Origin of the sequence: Luminiphilus sp. nBUS_16, from assembly GCF_051201645.1 — a bacterium.
GTDB lineage: Bacteria > Pseudomonadota > Gammaproteobacteria > Pseudomonadales > Halieaceae > Luminiphilus.
This window is the reverse complement of the sequence record NZ_CP179205.1, coordinates 3,281,047-3,306,973: the sequence shown is the minus strand read 5'-3', so window position 1 is coordinate 3,306,973 and position 25,927 is coordinate 3,281,047. Positions and strand designations below refer to the sequence as shown.

19 protein-coding genes are annotated in these 25,927 nt (G+C 55.2%); 12 read left to right on the top strand and 7 right to left on the bottom strand.

What is annotated here, in order from left to right; translation table 11 throughout:
* Window positions 1-135 precede the first annotated feature (135 nt).
* Genes ACMAY6_RS14590 through ACMAY6_RS14580 form a run of 3 tightly spaced genes read left to right on the top strand, consistent with a single transcriptional unit; the run spans window position 136 to window position 3,573 of the window.
* Window positions 136-918, top strand: a complete 783-nt coding sequence (locus ACMAY6_RS14590) for an SDR family oxidoreductase (protein WP_435213014.1) — start codon at window positions 136-138, stop codon at window positions 916-918.
* A 34-nt stretch (window positions 919-952) separates the two neighbouring features.
* Window positions 953-1,939, top strand: coding sequence for an NADPH:quinone reductase (locus ACMAY6_RS14585; protein ID WP_435213012.1), 987 nt, complete (start codon window positions 953-955; stop codon window positions 1,937-1,939).
* Window positions 1,940-1,974: 35 nt separating this feature from the next.
* Window positions 1,975-3,573: a carboxylesterase/lipase family protein gene (locus ACMAY6_RS14580; RefSeq protein ID WP_435213011.1), complete on the top strand. Its 1,599-nt coding sequence runs from the start codon at window positions 1,975-1,977 to the stop codon at window positions 3,571-3,573.
* On the opposite strand, the gene ACMAY6_RS14575 is transcribed toward ACMAY6_RS14580, so the two are convergent.
* Both ACMAY6_RS14575 and ACMAY6_RS14570 read right to left on the bottom strand, forming a co-directional pair.
* On the bottom strand, window positions 3,489-4,817 hold the full coding sequence (locus tag ACMAY6_RS14575; RefSeq protein ID WP_435213009.1) for an MFS transporter: 1,329 nt from the start codon (window positions 4,815-4,817) through the stop codon (window positions 3,489-3,491). The genes ACMAY6_RS14580 and ACMAY6_RS14575 overlap by 85 nt on opposite strands.
* A 278-nt stretch (window positions 4,818-5,095) precedes the next feature.
* Window positions 5,096-6,523: a M20/M25/M40 family metallo-hydrolase gene (locus ACMAY6_RS14570; protein WP_435213007.1), complete on the bottom strand. Its 1,428-nt coding sequence runs from the start codon at window positions 6,521-6,523 to the stop codon at window positions 5,096-5,098.
* A 384-nt stretch (window positions 6,524-6,907) separates the two neighbouring features.
* Here ACMAY6_RS14570 and ACMAY6_RS14565 point away from each other — a divergent pair, with 384 nt between their 5' ends.
* The 3 genes from ACMAY6_RS14565 to ACMAY6_RS14555 all read left to right on the top strand — a co-directional run bounded on the left by ACMAY6_RS14565 (window position 6,908) and on the right by ACMAY6_RS14555 (window position 10,103).
* Entirely contained in the window at window positions 6,908-8,152 is a 1,245-nt protein-coding gene (locus tag ACMAY6_RS14565) for a TauD/TfdA family dioxygenase (protein WP_435213006.1), read from the top strand.
* Window positions 8,153-8,220: 68 nt separating this feature from the next.
* Entirely contained in the window at window positions 8,221-9,132 is a 912-nt protein-coding gene (locus tag ACMAY6_RS14560) for a 3-keto-5-aminohexanoate cleavage protein (protein WP_435213004.1), read from the top strand.
* A complete protein-coding gene (locus ACMAY6_RS14555; protein WP_435213002.1) occupies window positions 9,132-10,103 on the top strand; it encodes a 3-hydroxyacyl-CoA dehydrogenase NAD-binding domain-containing protein in 972 nt (323 codons plus the stop codon). Before ACMAY6_RS14560 ends, ACMAY6_RS14555 begins: the two co-directional genes overlap by 1 nt.
* 75 nt (window positions 10,104-10,178) lie before the next feature.
* Here ACMAY6_RS14555 and ACMAY6_RS14550 read toward each other — a convergent pair whose 3' ends face one another.
* Window positions 10,179-11,207, bottom strand: a complete 1,029-nt coding sequence (locus ACMAY6_RS14550) for an isopenicillin N synthase family dioxygenase (RefSeq protein WP_435213000.1) — start codon at window positions 11,205-11,207, stop codon at window positions 10,179-10,181.
* Between the two features lie 314 nt (window positions 11,208-11,521).
* On the opposite strand from ACMAY6_RS14550, the gene ACMAY6_RS14545 reads away from it, so the two are divergent.
* From ACMAY6_RS14545 to ACMAY6_RS14535, 3 genes are all read left to right on the top strand, one after another.
* Complete coding sequence (locus ACMAY6_RS14545) at window positions 11,522-12,511, top strand: alkaline phosphatase family protein (protein WP_435212998.1); 990 nt, start codon at window positions 11,522-11,524, stop codon at window positions 12,509-12,511.
* A 189-nt stretch (window positions 12,512-12,700) separates the two neighbouring features.
* Complete coding sequence (gene betA, locus ACMAY6_RS14540; RefSeq protein WP_435212996.1) at window positions 12,701-14,404, top strand: choline dehydrogenase; 1,704 nt, start codon at window positions 12,701-12,703, stop codon at window positions 14,402-14,404.
* A gap of 15 nt (window positions 14,405-14,419) precedes the next feature.
* Window positions 14,420-15,541 (top strand): BCCT family transporter, encoded by a 1,122-nt coding sequence (locus ACMAY6_RS14535; RefSeq protein WP_435212994.1) that lies wholly within the window; start codon window positions 14,420-14,422, stop codon window positions 15,539-15,541.
* A 3-nt stretch (window positions 15,542-15,544) separates the two neighbouring features.
* On the opposite strand, the gene ACMAY6_RS14530 is transcribed toward ACMAY6_RS14535, so the two are convergent.
* Together ACMAY6_RS14530 and ACMAY6_RS14525 are read right to left on the bottom strand one after the other, a co-directional pair.
* Window positions 15,545-16,834 (bottom strand): serine hydrolase domain-containing protein, encoded by a 1,290-nt coding sequence (locus ACMAY6_RS14530; RefSeq protein WP_435212993.1) that lies wholly within the window; start codon window positions 16,832-16,834, stop codon window positions 15,545-15,547.
* A 279-nt stretch (window positions 16,835-17,113) separates the two neighbouring features.
* Window positions 17,114-18,472 carry an FAD-dependent oxidoreductase gene (locus ACMAY6_RS14525; protein ID WP_435212992.1) on the bottom strand — a complete coding sequence of 453 codons (1,359 nt, stop codon included), beginning with the start codon at window positions 18,470-18,472 and terminating at the stop codon, window positions 17,114-17,116.
* A gap of 299 nt (window positions 18,473-18,771) precedes the next feature.
* On the opposite strand from ACMAY6_RS14525, the gene ACMAY6_RS14520 reads away from it, so the two are divergent.
* Both ACMAY6_RS14520 and ACMAY6_RS14515 read left to right on the top strand, forming a co-directional pair.
* The gene (locus tag ACMAY6_RS14520) at window positions 18,772-21,204 is read left to right on the top strand and encodes a TonB-dependent receptor (RefSeq protein WP_435212990.1); all 2,433 of its coding nucleotides are present in this window, start codon (window positions 18,772-18,774) and stop codon (window positions 21,202-21,204) included.
* Between the two features lie 117 nt (window positions 21,205-21,321).
* Window positions 21,322-23,292: a tetratricopeptide repeat-containing sulfotransferase family protein gene (locus tag ACMAY6_RS14515; RefSeq protein ID WP_435212988.1), complete on the top strand. Its 1,971-nt coding sequence runs from the start codon at window positions 21,322-21,324 to the stop codon at window positions 23,290-23,292.
* A 137-nt stretch (window positions 23,293-23,429) separates the two neighbouring features.
* Here ACMAY6_RS14515 and ACMAY6_RS14510 read toward each other — a convergent pair whose 3' ends face one another.
* Both ACMAY6_RS14510 and ACMAY6_RS14505 read right to left on the bottom strand, forming a co-directional pair.
* On the bottom strand, window positions 23,430-23,963 hold the full coding sequence (locus tag ACMAY6_RS14510) for a nuclear transport factor 2 family protein (RefSeq protein ID WP_435212987.1): 534 nt from the start codon (window positions 23,961-23,963) through the stop codon (window positions 23,430-23,432).
* A gap of 69 nt (window positions 23,964-24,032) precedes the next feature.
* A complete protein-coding gene (locus ACMAY6_RS14505; RefSeq protein WP_435212985.1) occupies window positions 24,033-25,052 on the bottom strand; it encodes an AraC family transcriptional regulator ligand-binding domain-containing protein in 1,020 nt (339 codons plus the stop codon).
* A gap of 226 nt (window positions 25,053-25,278) precedes the next feature.
* On the opposite strand from ACMAY6_RS14505, the gene ACMAY6_RS14500 reads away from it, so the two are divergent.
* Window positions 25,279-25,893 carry a hypothetical protein gene (locus ACMAY6_RS14500; protein WP_435212983.1) on the top strand — a complete coding sequence of 205 codons (615 nt, stop codon included), beginning with the start codon at window positions 25,279-25,281 and terminating at the stop codon, window positions 25,891-25,893.
* The last annotated feature ends 34 nt before the right edge of the window (window positions 25,894-25,927 follow it).

Here is a 25,927-nt window from a genome sequence, read left to right as displayed (position 1 = left end):
GAAAGTTTTGTTATATCGAGGAGTCCGGTCAGGGTGGTTTTTTGTTGGCAGGGTGGTGACAGGCCTTGAGTCGGGCCGCAGCTGCGGTGACATCTGCCAAGCTTGCATTCATGACTTAGTAAAGGAAGTGGCGTGATGTCTGAACAGTCGGTAGCGATAATTTCGGCGGGGGGCTCGGGCATTGGCCTCGCGATTGCCCAGTCACTTCACGAGCTTGGATACCAGCTTTTTACTGTCGATATTGACCCTCATCATGTCGCGGAATTTCAGCGGGCTTACGGTGAGGACAGTGCGAGGGTTTGTGATGTCTCAGACCCCCATCAGGTTGATGAGGCCTTTGCAGCATTTCGCACTAAGCATGAACGCCTCGATCTGCTGGTGAACAATGCGGGTATTGCCGGTCCACAAGGCGCCCTTGAAGATCTCGCGGTGGACGAATGGCAGCGCACCATCGATACCGACCTCAACAGCTTGTTTTACATGACGCGACATGCCATTCCACTCATGAAGGCACAACACAGCGGTGCCATCATCAACATGTCATCCAACGCTGGCCTATCAGGCTGCCCTCTACGTTCTCCTTACGCGGCTTCCAAGTGGGCAGCTATTGGTCTCGCCAAGACCTGGGCAATGGAGCTGGGCCCTTGGAATATTCGAGTGAATGCACTGTGCCCGGGCAGTGTGTCGGGCCCTAGAATTGAAGGGGTGATCAATCGAGACGCCGAGGCGAGGGGCATGGAAGCAGCCGATATTCGTCGGGTGTATCAACGACAGGGCTCATTGCGGCAGTTCACTGATCCCGAGGACATTGCAGCCATGGTGTGCTTCCTCGCGGGACCCGGAGGAAAAAAAGTTTCTGGGCAAGCCATTGCGATTGATGGCCACACAGAATCGCTAGCTAATTGGCTCGATCCCTGAAGATCGAGGGTTATTGGGGATAGAGGAACATTCCATGCAGGCATTTTGGTTTGAGCAATTTGGTCCGGCAGCGGCAGTATTGCTACAAGGTGATCAACCCACACCGGAGCCGGCGGCGGGTGAAGTTTTGGTGCGCATGCACACCAGTGCGGTTAACCCTTCCGATGTGAAAAAACGCGCGGGCGCTTTCCCAGACTTGCTCGATACAGGGCCGGTGATTCCTCATAGCGATGGTGCCGGTGTGATCGAGGCGGTTGGTGATGGGGTTTCTCCAACCCGTTTGGGGGAGCGCGTTTTTGTTTATCAGGCGCAGCACGATCGATTGGGTGGCACGGCTGCACAATGGGTCTGCATTGAAAGTTGCCGGGCGCCCGTTTTACCGGATAACGCGTCTTTTGAGGTGGGTGCCTGTATTGGCATTCCGATCATGACAGCGCATCGCTGCGTTACCGCCGATGGCCCTGTAGCAGGACAGTGGGTGCTGGTCACGGGGGGCGCGGGTCGCGTTGGATATTACGCAATTCAATGGGCTCGTCATTTTGGTGCTCGGGTGGTGGCGACGGCAGGTAACGCCGACGACCGGGCGCTGTGTTTTGATCTGGGTGCTGAGGTAGTGGTTGATCACCACCAGCCGGGTTGGGGAGCCCAGCTTTGTGAGCAGTTGCAGGGGCAGCGGATACAGCGCGTTGTCGACGTTGAGTTTGGTGCCAACTTGCCAGAGGTTATGGAGTGCATCGCCACCGGTGGTGTCATTGCCACCTATGCGAGTACTCGCGTTCCCGAGCCCACACTCCCTTTTCGAACGCTGATGTTTATGGACCTGACGCTGCGAATGGTCATTGTGTACGACATGCCAGAAGCCGCTAAGCAGCAGGCGATCGAGGATACCCAAGAAGCTTTGCGCGCCGACGCGCTGACTCATCGGCTCAATGCCATTTTACCGTTTGAACAAATGATTCAAGCCCATGAGCTGATTGAAGCCGGAGGTACTAAAGGATGTGTTGTCGTTTCATTACCCTAGGTCGCGGGGTCAAGTCCCTGCTGTGGCCATCGTTGATGCTGCTCAGTCTGGCTCTAATGGGTTGTGATGAAAAACCTGGCGACACTGCCATTCAAAATTCTGAGCACGCGTTAACCCGGGTGACGGCGCCTCAAGTTCGGGTGGCAAACACTCGCATTACCGGCACTCGGGATGCCTCGGGAACTGCGGAGTTTTTGGGTATTCCCTTTGCTGAGCCCCCTGTCGGCAAGGCGCGCTGGCAGCGGCCTAAGCCCTATACGTTGGCTGCCGCGAACCTCGATGCCACTGAGTTTGCCCCTGCCTGCATGCAATCGGGTAGTGGACTTGACTGGTATCACGGCATGATGGCTCGAGTTGGCGTTGACCCTGCGTTGATGGCAGGCCCCGAGTATTCCGAGGACTGCCTGTACCTCAACGTCTGGACCGACCTCGATGATGCAGCTCTTGAGGCTTCAAACTCAACGCATCAGCGGGCCGATCAAAAGCCTGGCCAGGAAGCGCTACGCCCGGTTTTAATTTTTATCCACGGCGGCTCAAATACTGGCGGCTGGAGCTACGAGCCCAATTACCATGGCGGACCGCTGGCGAGAAAAGGCGTGATCGTAGTGACGGTGGCCTATCGATTGGGTGTCTTTGGTTGGATGAATCATCCTGAGATGGCGGCGAGCAACCTCGCACTCCACGATCTGTCGCTGGCGCTTGATTGGGTGCATACCCATATCGCCAATTTTGGTGGCGACCCTGAACGCATCACGGTTTCGGGTGAATCCACGGGTGCCGCGAATGCGCTGCACCTCGCTTTGTCGCCGTTGAGTGGCACTAAAATCCACGGCGTTATTCATCAAAGTGGCGGCTGGCCTGTGGTTGGGGGACCAACACCGACTGAGGCAAAGGCCCGAGCCATGCAGTTGCAGGAAGTATTGCTTGGCCCTAACGGCTCCCTCGAAGGCTTACGGGATGTACCCGCGAAAAACCTCATGGACGTCACCGGAGATATTTATGCGGGCATGCGCTTTGGCGCTATTGAAGATGCTGAAAGTCTGCCGCGCACATTGCAGCAGCGGGTGACAGACGGTGACTTGCCTCCTCTGAATATCATCATTGGCACCAACGCCAACGAATCGTTGATGTACATCCGCCCCGGCGCAACGGTCGCGTCGTACTTGGAAGGTCGTGTCTCTACAGAGCGTTGGCCTGCTGTACTTGCGGCGGCGGGTCACGGCCTCGACGAGAAGGCATTGTTCGACCGACTGGGGACTGCCGTGACCTTTCTTTGCCCGTCACTTACCTTAGCCGATGCCGTGAGTGCAGCAGGTGGTCGGGCATTTGTTTATCGTTTTGATCGAGTGCGCCCGGGCTTTAACAGCATCGGCGCCTACCATGGTGCGGAGTTACCCTACGTTTTTGATCGACACGATAACTGGCTACCTACGGAGTCGGAGGACCGCAACCTAACCCGTACCCTGTTGGACTACTGGCACGGCTTCGTCACCCGAGGTGATCCTAACGGCAGTGAATTGATGACTTGGCCGCCATGGCAGCCCAGCGATCACCAGGCCGTCATTTTTTCCGAGGAATCCAGTGTCATGCCACATCCAGACGTCGAGTTCTGTTCGGTATTTTCAGACACGTAATCGTCGACGGTTGCATCTGTCGTCGGCTCATTTGATCGAGGGTCTTGCTGCAATGCAATGGGTGCCATGGCCGATGTGGTGCCCACAAACTCGCTCTGCTCGTCAGTGGCCACTGCGGTTTTTCCTCGGGGCTGCAGCGACGTAAAGACGCCGAACAATAAGCTGGCCATTGCCACGGCAATAAACAGCGATTCGTTGCCTAGCCAACGAATTGCGAAGCCAAAGAATAAAGCGCCGCCCGAGGCGCCCAGCGCATTGAGCAACAGCGCTGAGGAGCCCAGCATGACAAACTCATCGCGTTTTGAGTTATCGGCGGCCTTGGCCAAAGATACGGCATACAGGGAATTACCTGCTGCGCCAAAGGCAGCAGAACACCAGAGCAAGGTGCCTTGCTCGGTTGCCTGAGACAATGCCAGTGCAGTGCCACAACAGGCGACGCACAAAAAGGTCAACACAAAGCGCCGATCGATGCGATCCGAGGCAACGCCAATGGGGTACTGGGCCAAAGCCCCCCCAATAATGTTGGCGGCAATGAACCAAGGCACGAAACTCGGATCGTCAGTCAGCGCGAGCACATAGACAGCGCCCAGCGACCAAAAGCTGCCCATGATTAGACCGGAACCCAATGCCCCAGCAAAAGCGGTGTGGGAACGACGGTAGAGCTTGCTAAAACTAAAGCGGGTAGCGGGCACGGGTGCGGGCGCCGGTGAGCGAGTGAGGCTTACCGGAATGATGGCAAGGCCTACCATCAGTGAAACCAGAATAAACGGGTGCAGTGGATTACTGGCGGTCAGATTCAATAAATACTGCCCCAGTGCCATAGAGGCCAGCACGATCACCGTATAAATTGACAGTACCCGCCCGTGTGCCTTGGGGTCCGTTTGCTCGGTTAACCAGCTTTCGATCACGGTGTAGGCGCCGCACATGGCAGTGCCCAAGACAAACCGCACCACAATCCATAGCACGCCGCCGTCGCAAAGACTCAGCACAAGGAAGCTGCATATAAAGGTGGCCATGAGCGCGGTGAAACTTCGAATGTGACCGACGTTGGCAATGATCCGAGGCGTGATAAGCGCGCCGGTGAGAAATCCTGCGAAGTAGGCTGAGCCACTTAGGCCCACAAGCAATGTCGACATGCCCAACTCCACCGCTCGCAAGGGCAAGAAGGTCATATGCAAACCGTGTCCGGCAAGCAAAAATGCTGTCGTTAGCAGGAGAGAGGAAACAGAGCGGAGGCTACCCATGATCGTAATTTCAAAGTGTAAAAAGGAGACGCGCATTCTCGTCAGAATCGCGCTTGGGACAAGCACGATTTTTGGTAAGTTTTGGCAGATTTTCAGAGTTCCCGGTGCGCGACCGAGGGCGGTGCGTTGCGGTGTTAAAAAGTACCGTTTAGATCACCGATTGACCCTCTGTTTTTAGGTGTTTTTACCATTTTTCACAGAGGTTCTCCGGGCGGGCTCGGGGAAATTTTCAGTGGTCTTGTTGGCACTCATTGTTGTCGGTCTGAGTGCGACCACGATTAAGGTGCTGTGATCGCACTAGGACCTGCCAACTCCTCAACCATTGATCGCCAAAAGATCAGCGATTGGGGCAGGCTGTTTTTGGGTACCCGTTCATTCAAGCCATGGGCAAAGGAGTCCCTGGGGTTGATGAAAATACCGGTCAAGCTGTAGCTAGGAATGCCCGCCGCCCGAAAAAAAGCACCGTCGGTGGTGCCCGAGCTCATTTGTGGAATAACCGGTATACCCGGATACAAGGGTTCGAGGCTTGTTTTGACCGCCGCCATCACTTCGTTGTTAAAGGGCGAGGCGTCACTGGAGACCGGCATGCCGACAATGGACCAGTCGAGCTCGGGATTTTCCACGGCGAGCTGCAAGGTACCCATAACATCAGTGACGGCATTACCGGGGAAAATTCGGCAGTTAACGGTAGCGGTTGCCGACTGAGGCAAGGCGTTTTCAGCGTGTCCCCCGGCGAGCATAGTAGGAATGCAGGTCGTGCCCAAAGTGCCTACATATTCCGGTTTTTGTCGCAGTACTTCGATGGCTTCCGCGTCTGAAGGATCTGACACCAGCCTCGCCATGGCTTCCCCGACCTCTCCGCCCACTAGGGGAGCGGTGCGTTCAAAAAAGGTTAGGGTGATTTCGTTGGTCTCCACCGGGAAGCGAAAATCCTGCAATCGCTTGAGTGCGTCGGACAAATCGAAAATGGCATTGTCAGACCGAGGCATGGAGGAATGACCTCCGGGGTTGCGCGCGGTGACCGCAAAAGTGGCGTAGGTTTTTTCAGCAAAGCCCACCTTGTATTGAATGGCTTCCCCCGCATCATTGAGAACACCGCCGCCGCCGTCGACAACGAACGCAAATTCGGCATCAATGGCCTCGCGGTGGTCTCGGGTCAGCTGTTGCACCGTTTCTTGAAAAGATTCTTCATCGCCTGTGAAGGCAATTACTAGATCCCGGTTGGGGACATAGCCGTCTTCCTTCAGCCAGATAAAGAGGGTGGTGAGCACTGAGACGTCAAATTTGTTGTCAAGGACACCCCGGCCAAAATAAAAGGTCTCATCTTCCTGTAATTCAAAGGGGTTGCGAACCCAGTCATTGGGGTCGGCGGGAACTACGTCCATATGTGATGAGAACAAAATGGGCCGACGATTGCTGCTACCGTCCCCTCGGTATCGGACCAGCAGGGATGCGGTGCCTTCATAGGGGATGATTGTCACGTCCTGAGCATCAAAGCCTGCGGTTAAAAATTGCGTTTGCAAAAACTTTGCGTAAGCGGGGACCTGCCCCAGCCCATGGGCGGTTTCCCTGGCAATACTGTCGCGCAGCAATGTCTCCACCATGGTTTCGTAACGGGCGGGTGCTGCCTCTTGTGCGTTCAACAAAGGACTCATTAGCAGAAGAACAAGGGTGCTGAGTCGGATGAAGCCTTGAATGTAAAACATATATCGTCCTTAACAACGAGGGCTGCTTTAGATGTCGCCAATAGCCCGCAGTATCCCGCGGTCAGTCAGCTTGCGCACCTGCTTTTTAACAAGAGAATGCATAGTGCCCTCGGGATGCCATTTTTAAACAAAGTATTCGGTCGGTAGGACCCGTCACAAGGCATCAAAAAAATGCAAAAGTGTTCATTAAATGCTGACTCACAGCATGCTATTGGAGTACCTTCACGCTCTGAGAGACCGCGGCGTAAACAACACGCTTAGTGTGTGGTTATTTGCGGGTGGTTGCCGTTGCAACATCGGGCTACGCCTTGCGGGCAAAAAGTCAGGCTAAGGCGTGTGGCCCAACAAAAATAAGAACCATGAGTATTTGCCAGGGAGAACGGTATGACTCAGATGCAGCAGGTCAATAACGGGGTCGATGTCCCCGATTTTTATGCCTACGCCGCGGCACCACTGGCTGCAGTAGAGCACCACGGAGACTTCATTCACCTCAGTTGGGGTGATGGTCAACGGCTGCACTGCCACCGATTCTGGCTGCGCGAAAATGCCCTAGGGCTCGGTGGTATTGACCCTGCAACCCGAGAGGGGTTGCTGGATCCTGCGGATCTTACAGACGCTATGACCATTGCCGCCGCTGACCTCACGGATCAGGGTGATCTTTCACTGCTATGGCAACCCGAGGCGCAACGCTGTACTTACCACGGCGGCTGGCTGCGCCACATAGCTGACGGGCAGCATTTGCCGGAAAGCTGGCTCCCCAAACCAGAGGTTTGGGATGCTCAGATCCTGCCTTCACCCCCTCGAAGGTCAGCCCCTGATGCGCTGGAGAGTGATCAAGACCTCTGCGAAATCATGAATGATTTAATTCGTTATGGCGTTTGCGTACTCGAGAGGGCACCGAGCGAGGAGGGGTTTCTCAACAAACTTGCCGCCCGAATTGGTCCAGTGCGGGACAGTAACTTTGGCGCGCTATGGGATGTTGTTGCCGATATCAGTTTGGCGGGTGACTCGAAAACTAACACCACGGCGAATACGGGACTGCGATTGGGGCCGCATACCGACTTACCCACTCGGGAGATTCCCCCCGGTTACCAGTTTCTACATTGCCTAATCAATGAGGCTGATGGGGGTGAGTCTACGCTCACCGATGGTGCGGCTCTGGTTCAGGAACTGAAAACCCACCACCCCGCAGATTACGAACTGCTGTCAACACGCCGCTGGGTATTTTTCAATCGTGGCCCCGGAATTGACCATCGCTGGTCAGCACCCATTATTGATACCTCCGGGGCGCACGCTCTGCCGACGCTTCGTGCTTTTTATCCGGTTCGCGCGTTTCCCGATATGCCCGAGGGGGACGTTGCCGAAGCCTATGAAGCTCTGCGGCGCTTTCACAAATTGGCCGACGATCCCCGCTTTGAACTGACCTTTCGGCTGGGTGCTGGAGACATTATGTGCTTCGATAATCGACGGGTGATGCACGGGCGCAAAGGGTTTTCAGGATCGGGCAAAAGGCATTTACAGGGTGTCTATATTGACCGCGATGAAATTTTGTCTCGAGCCCGGGCTTTAAACAGAGGTCATGGCCCTGACGTTGACCGCAAATCTGAAATGGGCGGTACGGCAGGCTAACTTGCTACCGCAATTCTTGGCGATCGACTGCCCCCTTTTTTTATCCACCGACAAAAGCGAAATTAACTATGCCATTGGCCCTACGAAAGAAAGTGTTTATTACGGCGGCGGTAACCGGTTCTGGGAGCACTCAGGACCGTAGTGACAAAGTGCCACGCAGTCCCCAGCAGATCGCTGAATCGGCCATTGATGCCGCTCGGGCTGGTGCCGCTGTTGTGCATTGCCACGTTCGTGATCCCGATACGGGCGTCCCCTCACGGGATGTCCACTTATACCGGGAAGTCGTGGAGCGTATTCGGGGGGCAGAGGTCGATGTGGTGGTGAACCTGACCGCGGGCATGGGGGGCGATTTGGTGTTTGGTCCTACCGACGCACCTTTGCCCCTCAAGTCTGAGGGCACCGACATGGTCTCTGCTGCCGAGCGGGTCGCCCACTTGGAGGCCTGTCTCCCAGAAATTGCGACCCTCGACTGCGGCACCATGAATTTTGCTGAGGCCGATTACGTCATGACCAACACCCCGGGTATGCTCCGGGACATGGCCCAGCGCATGACCGACTTGGGTATTCAGATTGAAATTGAGGCCTTCGATACAGGCCACCTGTGGTTTGCCAAAGAGCTGGTCAAGGAGGGCATTATTCCCGCCCCGGTTATGGTTCAGCTGTGCATGGGCGTGCCCTGGGGTGCTCCCGATGACCTCAATACCTTCATGGCTATGGTCAATAATGTTCCCAGTGACTGGGTGCATTCGGCTTTTGCCATTGGACGCCATCAAATGGCCTACGTTGCGGCGGCGGTGCTCTCGGGGGGCAACGTTCGTGTGGGGCTTGAGGACAACCTGTGGCTCGACAAAGGTCGGCTTGCTACCAATGCCGAGTTGGTTGAGCGTGCCGCCACCATTATTCGTGCCATGGGGGTTGAAATTATGACCCCCGCCGAAGTCCGTAACGAATTAAACCTCACTGAGCGAGCGCTACCCTGATGCCGGTTGCAGCGATTATTGGGGGTGGGGTGATTGGTTCGGGCTGGGCTGCCCGGTTTTTACTGAACGGTTGGGACGTTCGATATTTTGATCCCGGCCCGGGGGCTGATGAAGCTTTGGCGCGAACCCTAGAAAAAGCTCGACGCTGGGTTCCCGAGGTCTACGACGGATTACCCCCAGAGGGCCAGCTCGAAATCGTCGAAACACTTGAAGCGGCCGTCGCGGGGGCCGACTGGATTCAGGAGTCCACCCCCGAGCGCTTGCCGTTGAAACATCAGGTGCTGGAGGCCATTCAGGCGGCCTGCCCAGAGACCGCTGTGATTGGGTCGTCGACATCGGGTTTTATGCCCTCTGAACTGCAGGCGCAGTCGCAGCGACCCGAGCAAATACTGGTCACTCACCCTTACAACCCGGTGTATTTATTACCCATTGTTGAGTGCGTGCCCTCACCGGCAACCTCAGCGCAAACACAAGCCAAAGCGATGGCCACCCTAGAGCAGATCGGTATGAAGCCGGTTGCTGTGGGAGCCGAGGTCCCGGCCCACATTGGTGATCGATTGATGGAAGCTTTGTGGCGCGAGGCGCTATGGCTTATTAAGGATGGCGTGGCTACGACTGAACAAATTGACGACATCATGACCCACGGCTTTGGCCTGCGCTGGGCCCAAAAAGGACTGTTTGAAACCTACCGTGTTGCGGGGGGTGAAGCGGGAATGCAGCACTTTCTCGAGCAATTTGGCCCCTGCCTTTCCTGGCCGTGGACCAAGTTAATGGATGTCCCCGACCTTGACGATGCTCTGATAGGACGCATTGTTGAGCAGTCTGATGCCCAAGCCGGCGAACGTTCGGTCAGCACGCTCGAAGCCGAACGCGATGCCAATCTGGTGGCCTTGCTCAAGGTGCTTCGAGAACAAGATACGGCGGCAGGGGCCTTCCTTAATCGTGTTGGGGCCAAAGCCCAGGCAAGCTGATCTCATGCCGTCAGGTTGCAAAGATGGTGGCGCGCCCCGAGGCTTGCTGTGCCTTTGGGAGGGTGCAACAACGCGCTAGTCGGTGAGCGTGCCCAAATCAAAACCCTGATCACCGGGTTCCACGTCGGGCCAATTGGTGCGCCACACCTCTCGGGATACCGACCCTACCGGTACCGGAGTGCGATCGAAGCCCGGCTGTGGCGTCACTAGCGGAGCCACTGTGACGTCGTGTCGAGGCACGGTGAAAAACGGAAAGCTGTAGCGCTCTTGCCCTGATTGGTTGACCACTTTGTGGGGTGTTGAAACAAAATAACCGCCGGACCATAGTTCCAGCAGGTCGCCAATATTGACGATTAGGGTGTCATTTTGTGCAGCTACCTCAAGCCAGTGATCTTGCTCTCGGGGGCGTAGCCAGAGGCCGCCAACAGGATCGGGGAATAGCAGGGTTAGGGCGTCGGTATCTTTGTGGGGATGGATACCATAGCCGGCTTCCTCTGGAGGTTTAGCGGGCATCGACGGGTAGTGCAGCAGGGTCATGTTGGTCAGCGGCGATTCAAAGAGCGATAAAAAACTGTTCTCGTCTACGCCCATAATTTGTGCCAACAGGCGCAACAGCCGCTGGCTGACGCGGTCGCAGGCTTGCCAGTAACTCAAAATGGTAGCTTTGAAGTGAGAAGGTTCGCGGGGCCAGCGATTGGGTCCGTACAAATCACACTGCGCAGTTATCGGATCGGTTTCAGCGGCTTCATAGTGAAGCTTATAACCCTCGTAGTGGTCGGTGAGGGTGTTGTTGCTATTCGCGGAAAAGAAACCGAGAGGAATATAGCCACGATAATTTTCTGGCGTGATGGACCCTTGCAGTTTCTCGGTGAGTGGGCGGTCGAAGTACGTTTTCAGTAGCTGCCGCATTTCGGAAATTTGCCCCTCGGCTATGCCATGCCCGCTGATGAGTGCGAAGCCAATCGAGGTAAAAGCAGTTTCCAAAGCCTGCTTGACCACCTTATCGCTGGCCCGTAAATCAATCGTTGGTAGGTGGGTTAGGGTCATCGGCTTCCAAGGGGCATGGTCATCTAATCTTTGATGCAGCATTAATCTTAGCATCATCACCTATGGGCACTTGCCGTGCAAAATGCTGTGGCTTGATGCTTAATGAAGAGGGGTGTCAGTGACAAAAAAGTGCCACTCACTACAAAGGAAGTGCTACTTGCAGCAGCGCTGTGCTGCTTACTGCACAAGCTGGCTAAGGAGAATACTCAGTGCAGTGGGTTTCAACCCTCAAAGGAAATTTAGCCATGACCACAACGTGCAGTATTTTGGGCAAGTGGTTTTCGAGAGCCGCATTTATCCCTTGGTCTTGTGCAACTGACGGCGTTAGGGTTTGTGCCACACATTGTCTAGTTGCACTGAGGCTTATAGTCATGACCATGACCATGACCATGACCATGACCATGACCATGACCACGGCCTCGGTTGCATGGGCCGGTAATGAAATGACCAACAGCACAGCAGTGGCCAGCAACAAAGCGGTTTTTCTAATTGTAGACGGCATTCCAGCTGACGTGATTGAGCGCGTGTTCACCCCCAATCTCGATGCCATTGCCAAGGTGGGTGGCTACACTCGAGCGGAAGTCGGGGGCCCCTTAAACGACCCTGCCGAGACCCCCACCGTGTCTGCGCCGGGGTATATGAGTTTGGTGACCGGGACTTGGGCGAATAAACATAACGTTTACGGTAACGCTGACCTCGCGCCAAATTACGACTACTGGAACCTCTTTCGCCTCGCTAAAGCCGTTGAGCCTCCCCTAGAGACCGGGATTTTTTCAACCTGGACCGACAATAGAACTATCCTTCTAGGTGCCGGGCTTGCAGACGCAGGGGGTGTAACCATCGACTTTGTCGCAGACGGGTTTGAGACCGACCCCCAGCGTTTTCCCCATGCACCCCAAGATAGGCACATACAGGCGATCGATCGTCACGTCGCGGCGGAGGCTGCCCGTGTGATCGAGCAGCAAGGGCCCGATTTGTCATGGGTGTATTTGCAGTACACCGACGATGTCGGGCACGCCTTAGGCGATAGCCCCGAGCTTGATGCTGCGGTAGAGGTGATGGATCAATTGGTGGGCACAGTCTGGTCGGCTGTTCAGGCCCGGGCCGCGACTCAAAGTGAAGATTGGTTGATCTTGGTGACGACCGATCACGGCCGAGACCTTCACACAGGAAAGGATCATGGCGGTCAGAGTGAACGGGAACGAACAACCTGGATGGTGACAAATAGCCAGCGTTTATTACCGAGTTTTTACCAACATCCCGCCATTGTTGATATTTATCCCTCCTTGGCACGTCACCTTCGCATCCCGGTGCCTGCGTCGGTTGCAGCGGCCCTCGATGGTCGGTCGTTTATTGAATAATGGCATTCACGGTTGAGCTCACAACCTACTGCCGCCTAAACTGGCAAAAATACTGTCAGCGGCCGCAAGGGGCCTTGGCTGACTAAAGCGCAAAGGGAGGCACTGTTAATAGCCGCGTTGCGTGCACAAAATTAGCTGAGGATGTGAGCGACCTGCACCTCGGTACCTAAAATCAGGAGCGTTAGCACATTGAGTGAGTTCGACTACATCATCGTGGGTGCCGGTTCGGCGGGCTGTGTTCTGGCCAATCGTTTGACAGAAGATGGGGCGCACTCGGTCTTGCTGATCGAAGCGGGCAAGGACGATCGCAGCCTGTTTATAAAAATGCCCACTGCTCTGTCGATTCCCATGAATACTCCGCGTTTTAACTGGGGTTACTGGGGGCGGCCCGAGCCCGGTCTCGAGCAACGAAAAATGGACTGTGCCCGAGGCAAAGTCTTAGGCGGTTCTTCGGCGATCAATGGCATGGTTTACGTACGAGGTCATGCTGAGGATTTTGACAGCTGGGTAGAGCAGGGTGCCGAAGGCTGGAGCTACGTCGACTGCCTGCCCTATTTCCGTCGCGCTGAGCGCTGGATGTCGGGTGCTGATGAGTACCGTGGCGGTGACGGCCCCGTCGATACCTGCAACGGCAATCGCATGCGTAACCCGCTTTATCAGGCGTTTGTTGACGCGGGTTGCGATGCGGGCTACGGCAGCACCCCTGATTACAACGGTTTCCGTCAGGAAGGTTTTGGCCCCATGCACATGACCGTTCGGCATGGGGAGCGCTGCTCAACCGATCTGGCTTACCTTAAGCCTGCACGTAAACGACCAAATTTAACCCTGGTGACCCGCGCCGAAGTCGAGCGTCTGATTTTGTCGGGCAGTCGTGTTACCGGCGTGCAGTATCGCTGCAAGGGAAAGTCTGTTGCAGCGTCTGCACGGCGCGAGGTCATTGTGAGTGCAGGGTCGGTGGGTTCGCCTCTTCTATTACAACGCTCGGGTATTGGATCCCCCGAAGTATTGGCAGCCGCTGGTGTCGAAGTGCTCCACGATTTGCCGGGGGTGGGCGAGAATTTGCAAGACCACCTTGAGGTGTATTTTCAATACCGCTGTCGTCAACCGATTACGGTGAACGGGCACCTCGATTGGTTTTCAAAGCTCCGTATTGGTGTTCGATGGATACTGACCCGATCGGGTCTTGGCGCGACTAATCATTTTGAGTCCTGTGGCTTTATCCGTTCTCGAGCTGGATTATCGGCCCCCGATATTCAGTATCACTTTATGCCCGCGGCGATTCGCTACGACGGTAAGGCAGCCTTTGACGGGCATGGGTTTCAGGTGCATGTGGGCCCCAACAAACCCGAAAGCCGAGGGCATGTTCGTATCACTGGGCCTGCCCCGGAGGATGAGCCCGAGATCCTGTTCAACTATTTGGCAACGGAGCAGGATCGACAGGACTGGCGCAGTTGTTTGCGTTTAACCCGTGAAATATTGCAACAACCGGCCCTCGATGCGTTTCGCGCCGAGGAAATCCAGCCTGCGATTGATCTGGCCGACGATGCTGCGGTTGATGCCTGGGTACGAAAAAATGTTGAAACGGCGTATCACCCGTCGTGCTCTTGTCGCATGGGGGCTACCGACGACCTTGGCGCCGTCGTAGATCCGCAGTGTCGCGTTCGTGGTCTGCAAGGTTTACGGGTTGTCGATTCGTCTATCTTCCCAATCATTCCCAACGGCAACCTCAACGCCCCGACAATTATGGTGGCCGAACGTGCGGCGGACTTGATACGGAATAAAACTCCCGAGCGTCAGGAAGCTAGAGTTTGGGAGGCTCCCGATTGGCAAACACAGCAGCGCGCGGGGCAACCCCTGCGATCCGTGCCAGTGGGGCTACCTCCTGCAATCTGACAAAGGCCATTGAGCATGAATTTTATTTTGTCGACCGCGATTATCGTGACGACGCTCACCTCGTTATTTTTAGTGGTCAGGTACCGTAACGTGGCGATTGAGGGCAGTGTGCCGGTGCCCCTGATTACCTTCATGGCGATTCTTTTCACCTCGGGGCTAGACGTGGGGCTGATTATGTTCCCACTGGTCGATTTTGAGTCTTTTGCGGCCGATCCCGAATACGCTTTCGCTAATCCGCTTGCCCTTGAATTTGGGTTTTGGGGCTTTCTGGTTTGGGGGTTCTATTTTTTAACAACCTTCTACTTTTGCGTGGTCGAGCCGAAGTTGAAGTTGTTTGAGATACCGGTGATTAAGCTCGCCAATAATTTTTGCATTATTGGTACCTGCGCGTTCACCGGCTATTTGTTTCTTCACTACCTCCCCGATTACGTGGCGGGCATCTCAGACGCGCTGCGTTTTGGTGGGGTGGCGTTAGTGGTGTTGCTGGCGGTGCTGTCGAGCACGCACCTACGTTTTGTTAAAGCTCTTAGCCTAAGCTCAACGGCGTTGTTTTTTCTGCTCATTGCTGGAGCTTTCTTGGCCTCGGATATGGGCTTTGTTGGGCTGGGCAAGTCCCTCGCAGGTCTGGGCGATTACTTTGGGCAGATTCACCGCTTTGTACTGCCCCTTAATGATTACCACGCGTTTTACCTGTTTTGGTGGTTTGCCTGGAGCATCATGATTGGGCAATTTGTGTCGCGATTTGTGGGGGGACTGACCGCTTGGCAGTTGTTGCTGGCACTATTGATCGTGCCTTCGATTCCCATTGCTTTGTGGTTTGCGGTTTTGTACGGCTACTTTACCCAGGGCTTAAATGTTACTGGTGGCTTGAGCTGGGCAATGATCGCAGTGGGCGTGTTGTTCGTTGTGAACTCCCTCGACTCGCTGACACGCTTATACACGCAAAATATAGGCCTGACGGTAGAGCGCCTTGGCATCGGCCGCTACGTGGCGCTTAACTGGTTTATTCTTTTTGCGCTAGTGCTGTCTTTTCAGTTCACACCCTTCAAGATCGAATGGGTTGGGCTGGTGGTCATTGGTATTTACGCGGCGGTTTACGCCCTGGTGTATCGGCACAGGGCGCAGCTTCGGGCTTAAATCTCAGGGTGATGCGCCCAACCGAGTGAGCGCTTGGTAGGTGGCTACCTTCAAATCGAAGCGCAGCGCATCGCCATAGGGTGCGCCCATCACTTGTGTCATCAGAATAACGATCAGATCTTCTTCGGGGTCTATCCAGAATTTGGTGTTGGCGGCTCCGCCCCAAGAGTAAGCCCCTTTAGATGAGATAACGCCGGTTTGTCCCGGGTCGGTAATGACACCAAACCCCAATCCCGCGGACTGCCCGGGGTATAGATGCGAGTCGGGGTATTCACCGACTCCACGATTACGCACAGCCGGAGTGAGGTGATCTGCGGTCATAAATTGTACGGTCTTGGGACCCAAGATTCGTGTGCCGTTGTAGCTGCCACCCTGACGAAGCGTTTCGCAAAAAATCCAATAGTCCTTGGCGGTAGATATCAAGCCACCGCCACCCGAAAAAGTGGTTACACCGGTAAAGGGTTGTGCCGATGCTTCGGGTATTGGTGCAATCGCGCCCAGTTGCGCATCCCAATAATGATTGGGAGCAAAGCGATCGAGCTTGTCGACGGGTACATTGAAGAAGGTATTAGTCATACCCAAGGGTGCAAAAATGCGGGTTTGAAAAAAGGCCTCGAGGCTCATGCCTGATAAACGCTCAACCAGAACACCCAAAACGTCGGTGGCGACACTGTAGTGATAGCGACTTCCGGGCTCAAAGCGCAGAGGTAGACCCGCTAGACGCTGTATAAAGTCATCGCTGCTAGTGCTGTTAATCAGGTCAGCCTTCACGTAAGCCTGGTCTACGGGGTCATTGGGGTGCCAGCCATAAGAGAGTCCCGCTGTGTGGGTCATTAGTTGCCCTATCGTTATAGGCCCCGAGGGTGCGACCAATTCGCCATCGCGAAGCAGCTGAACCGATTCAAATTCTGGTAAATAGCGGCTGACCGGGTCGCCTAGATGAAAAGCGCCCGCTTCGTAAAGCATCATCGCGGCTACGGTGGTGATAGGTTTAGTCATGGAATAAATTCGAAACAGAGTATCTTCCTGAAGCGGTCGTGGGTCTGCACTGCCAAAGTTGCCCTGAGCAGAAAAATGCACCAATTGACCGTGACGGGCCACCAGGGTGACGGCACCTGACACTCTCCCGGCTTCAATATCTCGCTGTACAAATTCATCGATTTTTTGCAGCCGCTCCGGCGCGAAGCCTGCTTGCTCGATGAGTTCAGTTGGAATTTCTGCGTTGGCCTTGGCGCACAGTAAGAGAAGGCAGCCCATTGCTGCGCTAAATATGCGGTGACGGTTTTGCATCATAGTTTGTGATCCTGAAGTGCTGAGGGCTTAGCGGGGTAATAGACCGATGGCTGTTATTGGCAGAGGGTACACCGCGCTTTAGAACTTGGCCTAATATTTATCGGAGTGTACGACCCCGCGAGGGTTCCAGCTGACGGGTGAGTCCCAGTCAGAGGCTTAGCCCCCGCGGCGCCTTTGTCTTTCTATGAGGACCCTATGGCATGTTTGCCCCATGGGTTTTTACCCCAATGGCTTGTTCAAATGGCCGCCTGGGTTGAGGGCCTGTTGCTGAGCTGCAATTTAATGAATGCGAACTTCCTGCCTCAGGAGCTCTTTTTGCACCGCACCCACAGACAGATCCTTAAAGTCACGGTCTTGCTTCACCGCTAAGGCAGCAGCGACGCCGGCGCCTTGGCCTGTAACCGTGCAACACATCATGTTGCGGGTGGCCGCATGACTCACGCGATCGCCCCCAGTAATTCGACCGGCGCAGATCAGGTGTTTAACGGTGTCGGGTAACAGGGTCCGATAAGGAATCTGAAAGTAGCGCCCGGTTGTGGGCAGTATAAGAATGCCGTATCCGTCAATGAACTCGGGGAAGATGCCAATACTGTCGTCAAAGCGCCCTTGCTCGCGCACATCGTGCTCAGTCATGTTGTAGTGGGCATCAATCTTGCGCGTATCTCGAATGCCCAGGGTCATGCCAAAGTTGCGCAGCTTGGCGCCTTCGCAGCCGGGCATAAACTGCTTCAATGCCTCAATGGCCATCATCGCTTGTTCCCGGCCTTCCATCTCGCCCCGAGTGAGATCGTCGGGATTGGTACCGTCATAGCCCAGCAGGTGAACGAGGTTGAGGTAGGTGAGGTCGCCACTGTCGTAAATGGCGCCCCAGGTGCCGGCAATGGTGTCGAGATTGGGGGGAATCAGTCCCGCTTCCCGGGCCTGTTCGAAGGGTTTGCGTAGAAAGGGCGAAAACATTTCGTCTTCTTTACCCGTCGTTTCCACCGTCCATTGGCCATAAGCCCAGTCCCGATAGGTCTGGGGGTCGGCCTTTACCTGTTCAATGAAGCGCTGTTTGTTAACCCCCGACATTGAGAACATCACCGAAGTGCCAATCATGTCCTCTGGAGCTTGCTTTAGGGTAGTTGCACCCGCGCGGTGGGTAACGTCGGCATCTCCTGTGGCATCAATGACCCGTTTGGCAAGAATTGCTTCCCGTCCAGCTTTGCTCTCAACAATGACGCCCACAATGCAGTCGCCTTCCATGAGGGGTGCTACAAACATGCGATGGAGCATGGGGGTTATGCCCGCCTCGGACACCAGCGTGTCAGCAACCCATTTAAAGGCCTCGCCATCAATGGCGTGGCTATTAGATTGGGGTTCCTCCACCGCCGCACCGGCGCTGACCGCACGTTGCTCAAACTCAATGCCCAGGCCCTCGCTGTCTATGGTTTGCTCGTGGCGATACCAGGCAAAGCCCTCAACGCCGACCGCGGTGATGTTCCCGCCGAAGCAGCCGAAGCGCTCCAGAAGAGTTACCTCAACGCCACACCGCGCCGCAGCTATGGCTGCCGCGAGCCCTCCCGGCCCCGACCCTACGACTAGGACGTCGGTTTGATGGATTACCGGCACGGTTTTAGCGGGTTCTTCGATGTGCATGGCCTCTCCTTTGGGTGTGTGTAGCGCGTTGCATTAGCAGCAGCTTTTGGTTTGGGCATCCTACAATTTTTTATGATTTTGGGGCATAAATTTGCGGGCGGTATTACAGAGTGATTTTTAGGCCTATCCCTATCGGCGGCAGTTTGGCAAGGGTGTCCAGTATTTGATTTTTGGACGCTAGTCGCGCTATAACTGTGCAAAACTACTACAAGTGTTAAGTGGCCTATTTCCATGGGTCAAATTGAGGTGTGTCAGGGGTGCGGCTTGCTGTGTTCTTGGCTAAAGGGGGATCACTAATTATGAAAGCCATTAATCATCAACATGCTTACCGTCCACGGCGCAGTAACCGACCACTGGCTCTGGCTGTTGCCGCTGCCTGTGGTGCTGTAGGCGTTGCTGGGGTCGCCATTCCCGGCGTCGCTCAAGCACAGATCGAAGAAGTCGTGGTAACTGCGACACGTCGTGCCGAGAGCGTTCAGGAAGTACCGATGAGCGTATCGGTGTTGGGGGAGACCCAGCTTCAGGACCTCAATATCACAGATATGGAAGATTATCTGATGATGCTGCCCAACGTTAGCTACGTCACTTTGGGTCCAGGTTCGGGCAATATCTATATTCGCGGCGTATCGAGTGGTGGCGAGAGCACCCTGGGCGCAAACCCCAGTGTTGCGGTATACCTCGATGAACAGCCGGTGACTTTGGTGGGTAACTACTTAAACCCGCACATTTATGACGTCAATCGTATTGAAGTTTTGGCGGGGCCTCAGGGCACAACCTTTGGTGCCAATGCCCAGTCGGGTGCTATGCGTATCATCACTAACCAGCCCGAACTCGGTGAATTTTCGGGCGGTTACAGCCTCGATACCAGCCAGGTTAAGAGCGGTGACCCTAGCTATCGCGCCGAAGGCTTTGTGAACATTCCAATCGGTGAGCGTGCCGCTTTGAGAGTCATGGGCTTTTACAAGCACGACGGCGGCTATATCGACAACGTTCAAGGCTCCCATACCTTCAAGCGTGGTTACATTCGCGCGGGTCTTCCCGAGGGCAGCCCTCTGAGAGACATTGCCTCAGACTTTGTGGCGAGTAACGCCGATATTGCCAAGGAGAATTTCAACGAGGCGACAACTTATGGTGGCCGGGCGGCGCTTCGGGTTGACCTGAATGACTCTTGGACCTTTACCGCCACTGCGATGATGCAGGATCTCGATCGTGAGGGTGTTTGGGATCACGACCCCACTATTGGTGATTTGCAGGTTATGCAGTTGTTGCCCGAGTCCATGACCGACAAGTGGACCCAATTCTCGGCAAAAATTGAAGGTGAGCTCTTTGGTGGCACATTAACCGCCACGGCAGCCGACCTTGATCGTGATATTGAGGTGTACGCCGATTACTCGTTGTATAGCGATTACTACGTGTCACAAGGTTTTGTTGATCCCTATTACAACTGTTACGTCAGTTACTTCGGGACTTGCGGCGATCCACGCGAGCAGTTCACGCAGGAGAGCAACCAGGGACGTCAAACCTTTGAGGTCCGTTATGCGTCAGATCCAGACAAGCGTTTCCGTTACATGGCGGGTTTCTACTACGTCGACGTAGAGGGCACCAACGACTACGAGTGGCACGTGCTGGGATTGGCTGAAGCGCCACAGGCGGCCGTTGATGCTCCCGATATCTATTGGACCACCGATTTTGAGCGGCTCTATGAAGAGACCGCCATTTTTGGCGAGGTGTCCTTTGATGTGACTGATCGCTTAACGTTGACCGGTAGCGCACGTCAGTTTGACTACGAGAGTTCACTAGACGGCTTCTCTGGCACGGTGTTCTGGCCTTGTGGTGGCTTCGGCCCACAGGGAGATCGTCCTGCCAGTAACTACGGCGATGCTTGTGCCCCTGACAGCCGCGTGACCGAGAGCAAAGATGAGGTGTATCGCGTGTCTGCCGATTGGCAGGTGACCGACGACATCATGCTGTACACCACATGGGGTGAGGGTTATCGACCCGGCGGCCTGAATCGTTTCTGTCAGACTCGAATCCCCGATGGCCTGCCAGGTCAGGGCTCGATCAATATCGGTTGTGAATTCACATCAGACTTCCTGACCGCTGTTGAGGTTGGCTTTAAATCTGAGCTGTTTGACGGTCGACTCCGTCTGAATGCTGCGGCGTTCTGGCAGGACTGGGAGGACTTCCAGTTCTCACGTCTCGATACGTCAATCTCGCCTATTACGCTGACCTACAACGTGGGTAATGCCGAGAGCAACGGCTTCGAATTTGATTTCGCGGCCATGATTACCGATAACTGGAGTGTGACGGGCGCGGCGAGTTTCCTCGACTCAACCCTGACTTCAGATTACCGACGTAATCCCAGCAGCCCAGAGCCCGATGCCGCTTCAGGCACGGATCTTCCTCGGGTTCCCGACGTGAAGTTCAACCTGACAACGCGTTACGACTTCATGCAGGATTGGTTTGTACAGGCGTCGTATATGTACACCGGTAAGTCGACCAATACCTTGTTTGATGGCGGTTCGGCACAGAACGAGTTGCGTGAACAGCCTTCTTACGACGTCGTGAATACGTCAATGGGTCTGCAGAAGGAAACCTGGACTGCTGAAGTTTATGTTCAGAACCTGACCGATGAGCGTGGCGTGGTTTGGATTAACGCGGTCAACTGGGACACGCGTGAACAGGTAAACCAGCCTCGAAGTATTGGTGTGCGCTGGCGCCAGTCGTTCTAAGCCACGGCTATGCATGAAAACCGCAAAGGGCGTCTTTAGGGACGCCCTTTGCGTTAGTGCGACGTCCACCGCATACTCATTGCGGTGTTCCAAACAAGTATTAATGACTCAACGTTTATGTCTTCTATTGAGCCCCTTTTTGAGCAGGCACGTGCTGCGCTGCGAAACAATGAGCCCGAGCGCGCTCGAGATCTCTGTGCCGAGGCCCGTGCACTAGACCCGAATGATTTTCGATTGATTTTGGTGCACGGCTTTGCCCTGCGGCGATCCGAGGAATTTGCGGCGGCAGAGCCGCTGTTGCGCCAAGTGATTGAGGCGGACCCTGAGTTGGAGTCAGCGCATCACGAGCTGGGCCTTGCGTTGCGGGGCATGGGGCGCCTGACTGCCGCTAGGCAGGCGCTTGAGCGCGCTGTGGGTCTAAAACCCGATTACGCCGCAGCCTGGCGTGACCTTTATGAGGTCTGTGCTGAAGAAGGTGATGACGCGGCAGCTGCGGAAGCGTATCGGCAAATGATCCGCCAAAAGGGCTTAGACCCCTTGTTGCAAAAAGCCCTGGACCTCGTGGGTGCCGGGCGCCTCGGGGCTGCGGAAGGCATTTGTCGCGAGTATTTAAAACGCCGCCCTCATGATGTTGATGCCATTCGTTTACTGGCTGAAATTGGCATTAATTTGGGCGTGCTCGATGAGTCGATCAACCTGCTGGAACGCTGCCTAAAATTGGCCCCAGATTTTCACATTGCCCGAGCTAATTTTGTGACGGCCTTGGCGAGGCATCAGGAGTTTGCCAAAGCGCTCGAGGCCTGCGCGCACCTCAGGTCTAAGGAGCCCGAAAAGCTCACGCATAAAGTGCAGTACGCGTCGGTGTTGGCTATGGCCGGGCGCTTTCAAGACGCCCACGAGCAGTACGCCGAGGTGCTCAAGGAGGTTCCGGAGAACGCGGGTATTCTCACCAGTTACGGTCACGCGTTACGTTATGGCGGTAAGGGTGATGAAGCCGCTGACGCTTATCGTCGTGCCATTGCCGTGGAATCCGGCGCCGGTGAGGCCTACTGGAGCCTCGCCAACCTCAAAACCGTCGAGTTTGATGACGCTTTGCTTGAGACCATGGTGAGCGAGTATGCGGCGCTCGATCGTCCTGGCCCCAACAAATATCACCTCGCCTTTGCTTTGGGCAAAGCCTATGAGGACCGCGGCGATTACGACGCATCCTTTCAAGCCTACGACGAGGGCAATGCCATTAAGCGGCAGTTCAGTGCCTATAAACCCGAGGGAACCCGCGAGCGCGTCGATGCCATGATTGAGCATTGCGGCAGCTCTCTTCTGGAGCGTCCGGGGCACCCTTCCAATGCCCCTATTTTTATATTGGGGTTGCCCCGAGCAGGATCCACGCTGTTGGAGCAAATCTTAGCCAGTCACTCTCAGGTTGAAGCGACTGCAGAGCTGCCTTTTATTGGCCGTATCGCCAGTGATATCTCTGGAGCTCGCAAACGCTCGGAAGAGAGTCTTTACCCCAGCAGTCTCATTGAGCTCTCTGTCGATGAGCGCACGGCCATGGGTCAGCGATACTTAGATCGCGCGGCGGCGTACCGGACGGATAAACCGTATTTTGTCGACAAGCTCCCCAATAACTGGGTACACATTGGATTGATCAAAGCCATCTTGCCCAACGCGACGATCATAGACGCACGACGTCACCCCATGGCGGCGTGCTTTGCCAACTTTAAGCAGCTCTTTGCCCGAGGTCAGGAGTTTACCTACGGCCTCGAGGAGATTGGCCATTACTACGCCGATTATCTGCGTCTAATGGACCATTGGCACAGTGCGTTTCCCGGTGGTTTGCTGACCGTGCAGTACGAGGAAGTGGTAAAGGATCTTGATTCTCAAGTGGCGGGTTTGCTGGCCCACTGCGGCTTACCTTTCGAAGAGGCGTGTTTGCGCTACTACGAGAAAGATCGTGCGATTCGCACCGCCAGCTCCGAGCAAGTTCGCCAACCGATCTACAGCAGCGCGGTCAACGTTTGGGAACATTATCGTCACCACCTAGAGCCCCTTGAAACCCTGCTGAAAGCTGAGGGAGTGGCGCTTTAACCACTCGCCTAAGCCCGCATTAACGCAAGCTTGAATCCGGAGCGGCCCTTGTCACTCAGGTCTGGTCCTCCCGGGAAGCTCCCGCGCACCGTAATCCCCATCGGAGCGGCACATGATCCCCGCAAACCTTCGAAGATTTAGGGCGCAGCGCTGACACCCTCAGCGGCTTGGGTTTGACCGCCCACTTCAGCAGCAATGCTGTTGGGAATGAGCATAGTCAGCGCATAGTGGGCAATCCGCCAGCCTTCGGGGGTGCTAAGGACGACCCCTGTGCCTCGACAGTGCCCCAACTTGTCATTGTGCAGTACCTCGTCAAACCAGCGGATGGAACCGGTGCCTTCTAGATGGCGTTCAACGATATGATAGGTCCAGCCCCGGCCCTCATCGAAAACCGGTTTTGCGTAGGCCTTAAACTCAGGAATGGTCCAGCGCTCATTTCGATCGGTGCCCAAAAAAACCGCGTCGGCGGTGTATCGGGCGAAGTATTCGGCAAACCGGGCTTGTGCCGCATCGTCGTGCAGACCGTCCAGTAAGGCATTGATGACAACCCGATCAGTCGCAGGTTCCTCGGCTGCAGTAGGCAGTGATAGGCCCACAAGTAGGAAGAGCGCTAGGGCTGCGACAGCACTGGCATAGCGGTTTTTGATCATGAGGCTTTTATAAATAGTCATGGGCGTTGTGAGTTCTCTTAAGTGGCTTTTTCCGTTGTAACAGAGTTTCGTCGATTTTTGAGCCTTTTGTTACGAGCTAGCGGTCTCGCGCATACCACTGCGATAGTCGCTGGGGGTGGTGCCGGTCCACCGCTTGAAAGCTCGGGTAAAGGCCGAGGCATCGGAAAAGCCGCAGGCGAGGCCAACTTCTGTTGCTGAAACATCGGGTGACGCCAGCAGCTGTTGAGCTAACTGCATTCGAGTTTCCTGTACTACCTTGCCATAGGAGGTGTTTTCCGATTTCAGCCGGCGCTGCAGGGTTCGGGGACTCATGTGGAGCGCTTGTGCGATCGCTTCTTCCGAGGGCAATTGCTCATCGAGTGCATCGAGTAGCTGCCAGCGCACCCGGCCAGCAATATCTCCCGTTTTGAGGGATCGCAATAAATTATCGAGCATAGGTTCGTTGCTACGAATTATCTCGGAGTTGCGCATATGCCAAGGTTCCTGCAACTGCGCCTTGTCAAAAACCATAGCGGTCCGATTTTGAGACCAAACGACCTTACAGCCCATAGCAGTTTCAAAATGCCGGTTATCAGGCTCTGGGCCGGCCAGTTCTATCTTGAGTGGTTGCAGTGCTGGGGGTGCGGCCATTTGCATACTGCTCCAGATCATGGCGATCATGTAAGTGCCAAGAACGTCTCTGGATAATTGAAAAGTCACGGGAGAAAAGACTAGCGCCACCTGATTTTTCTGTTCCTCGAGGTGCATGGGTGCCCCTGTGGAGAGCAACCGCTGATATCTCAGACCCCGTTCTAGGGCTGCCAAGCCATCGTCTGAGGCAAGCAGGGTAATTCCCAAAGCATGGGTGTCACTCAGTCGATGAAATTCAGCGAGTTCTGTACCCAGGCATGGACGCTGAAACTGATCTCGCAAATCAGCCAGTAGGGCATCGACCGCCTCGGCACAAAAGCGCTCCCTAGGCTGCTGCAACGCGTTTATGTCTAAGCCATGGCGCTCAAAGTGTTGTTGTGCGGGTTCCCCCTGAGCTTCCAGCCAGCGCAGGACCATACGCAGATGCGTCGCTAACACCGAATAGGTTCCCTGGATCATGGTTTTCGTCCTTATCACTTTGAACTCGGTGTTTGTGAGAGGTCTTGGGTCATTTGGCGCCTGAGGCCAAGCGGTTGGCGATAAAAGCACAGCCAAAAAACGCACATCGCTCCAATATCTCTAGTACTGCGCCAAACTAACACGCTAGGCACGCTTAAGGTTTAGCAAATGCCGGTCATTCATCCGGAGGCGCAGCCACTGAATAACACCAAGGAGGTGCCGCTTTATGATTTTGACCGATAACCCCATGCCCCTTGCCTGGCGGCAAACCGCACTAAACTTTGATGGCGCGACAGAACCGGCGCTGGGTGCTAACGCAACCGAGGCAGAGGCAGCGCTTATTTATTGTCGTGCAGCAGTTTTGGGTCGATTTCGTTTTAGCTGGTCTGAAAAGCAATACGAATTTTTAAAAAATGAAACAGCGCAGTGGACGGCAGCAGCGTGTTTGGACTTGGGGGGGAGCATCGTCGGCAACCAGGACTCTTGTCTTTGGGAGTTGGCCCCGTTGGAGCAAGCAGCGCTATGCCGACTGCGGATTGAGCAAATAGACGATTTACGCGGTCAAGCCGGGTTGAGTCCGGCCCTGCGTCAATCCTTTGCTCTCTTGAGATCCCGGGAAGCGAAACAGCAGCAGGAGTACGAACAGCTGGCCCTTGCTGTGCAGCATGTCATTCAGGCTAAAGAGAGGGAAATCAATAATCCATGGTTTCTCGATGCGCTGCAGACACAGGCTGTAGGCCGCCTACCCATTGAAACACTGCGCTCGGGGCTGATGGTGCTGGCTCATATTCTTGCGGGCCAGCCTGATAATACGGTTGCTGGCCCCCCGGCTCCATTCTGAACTGTTGGTCTAGCGCAGTTTTTACCCTGTTCAC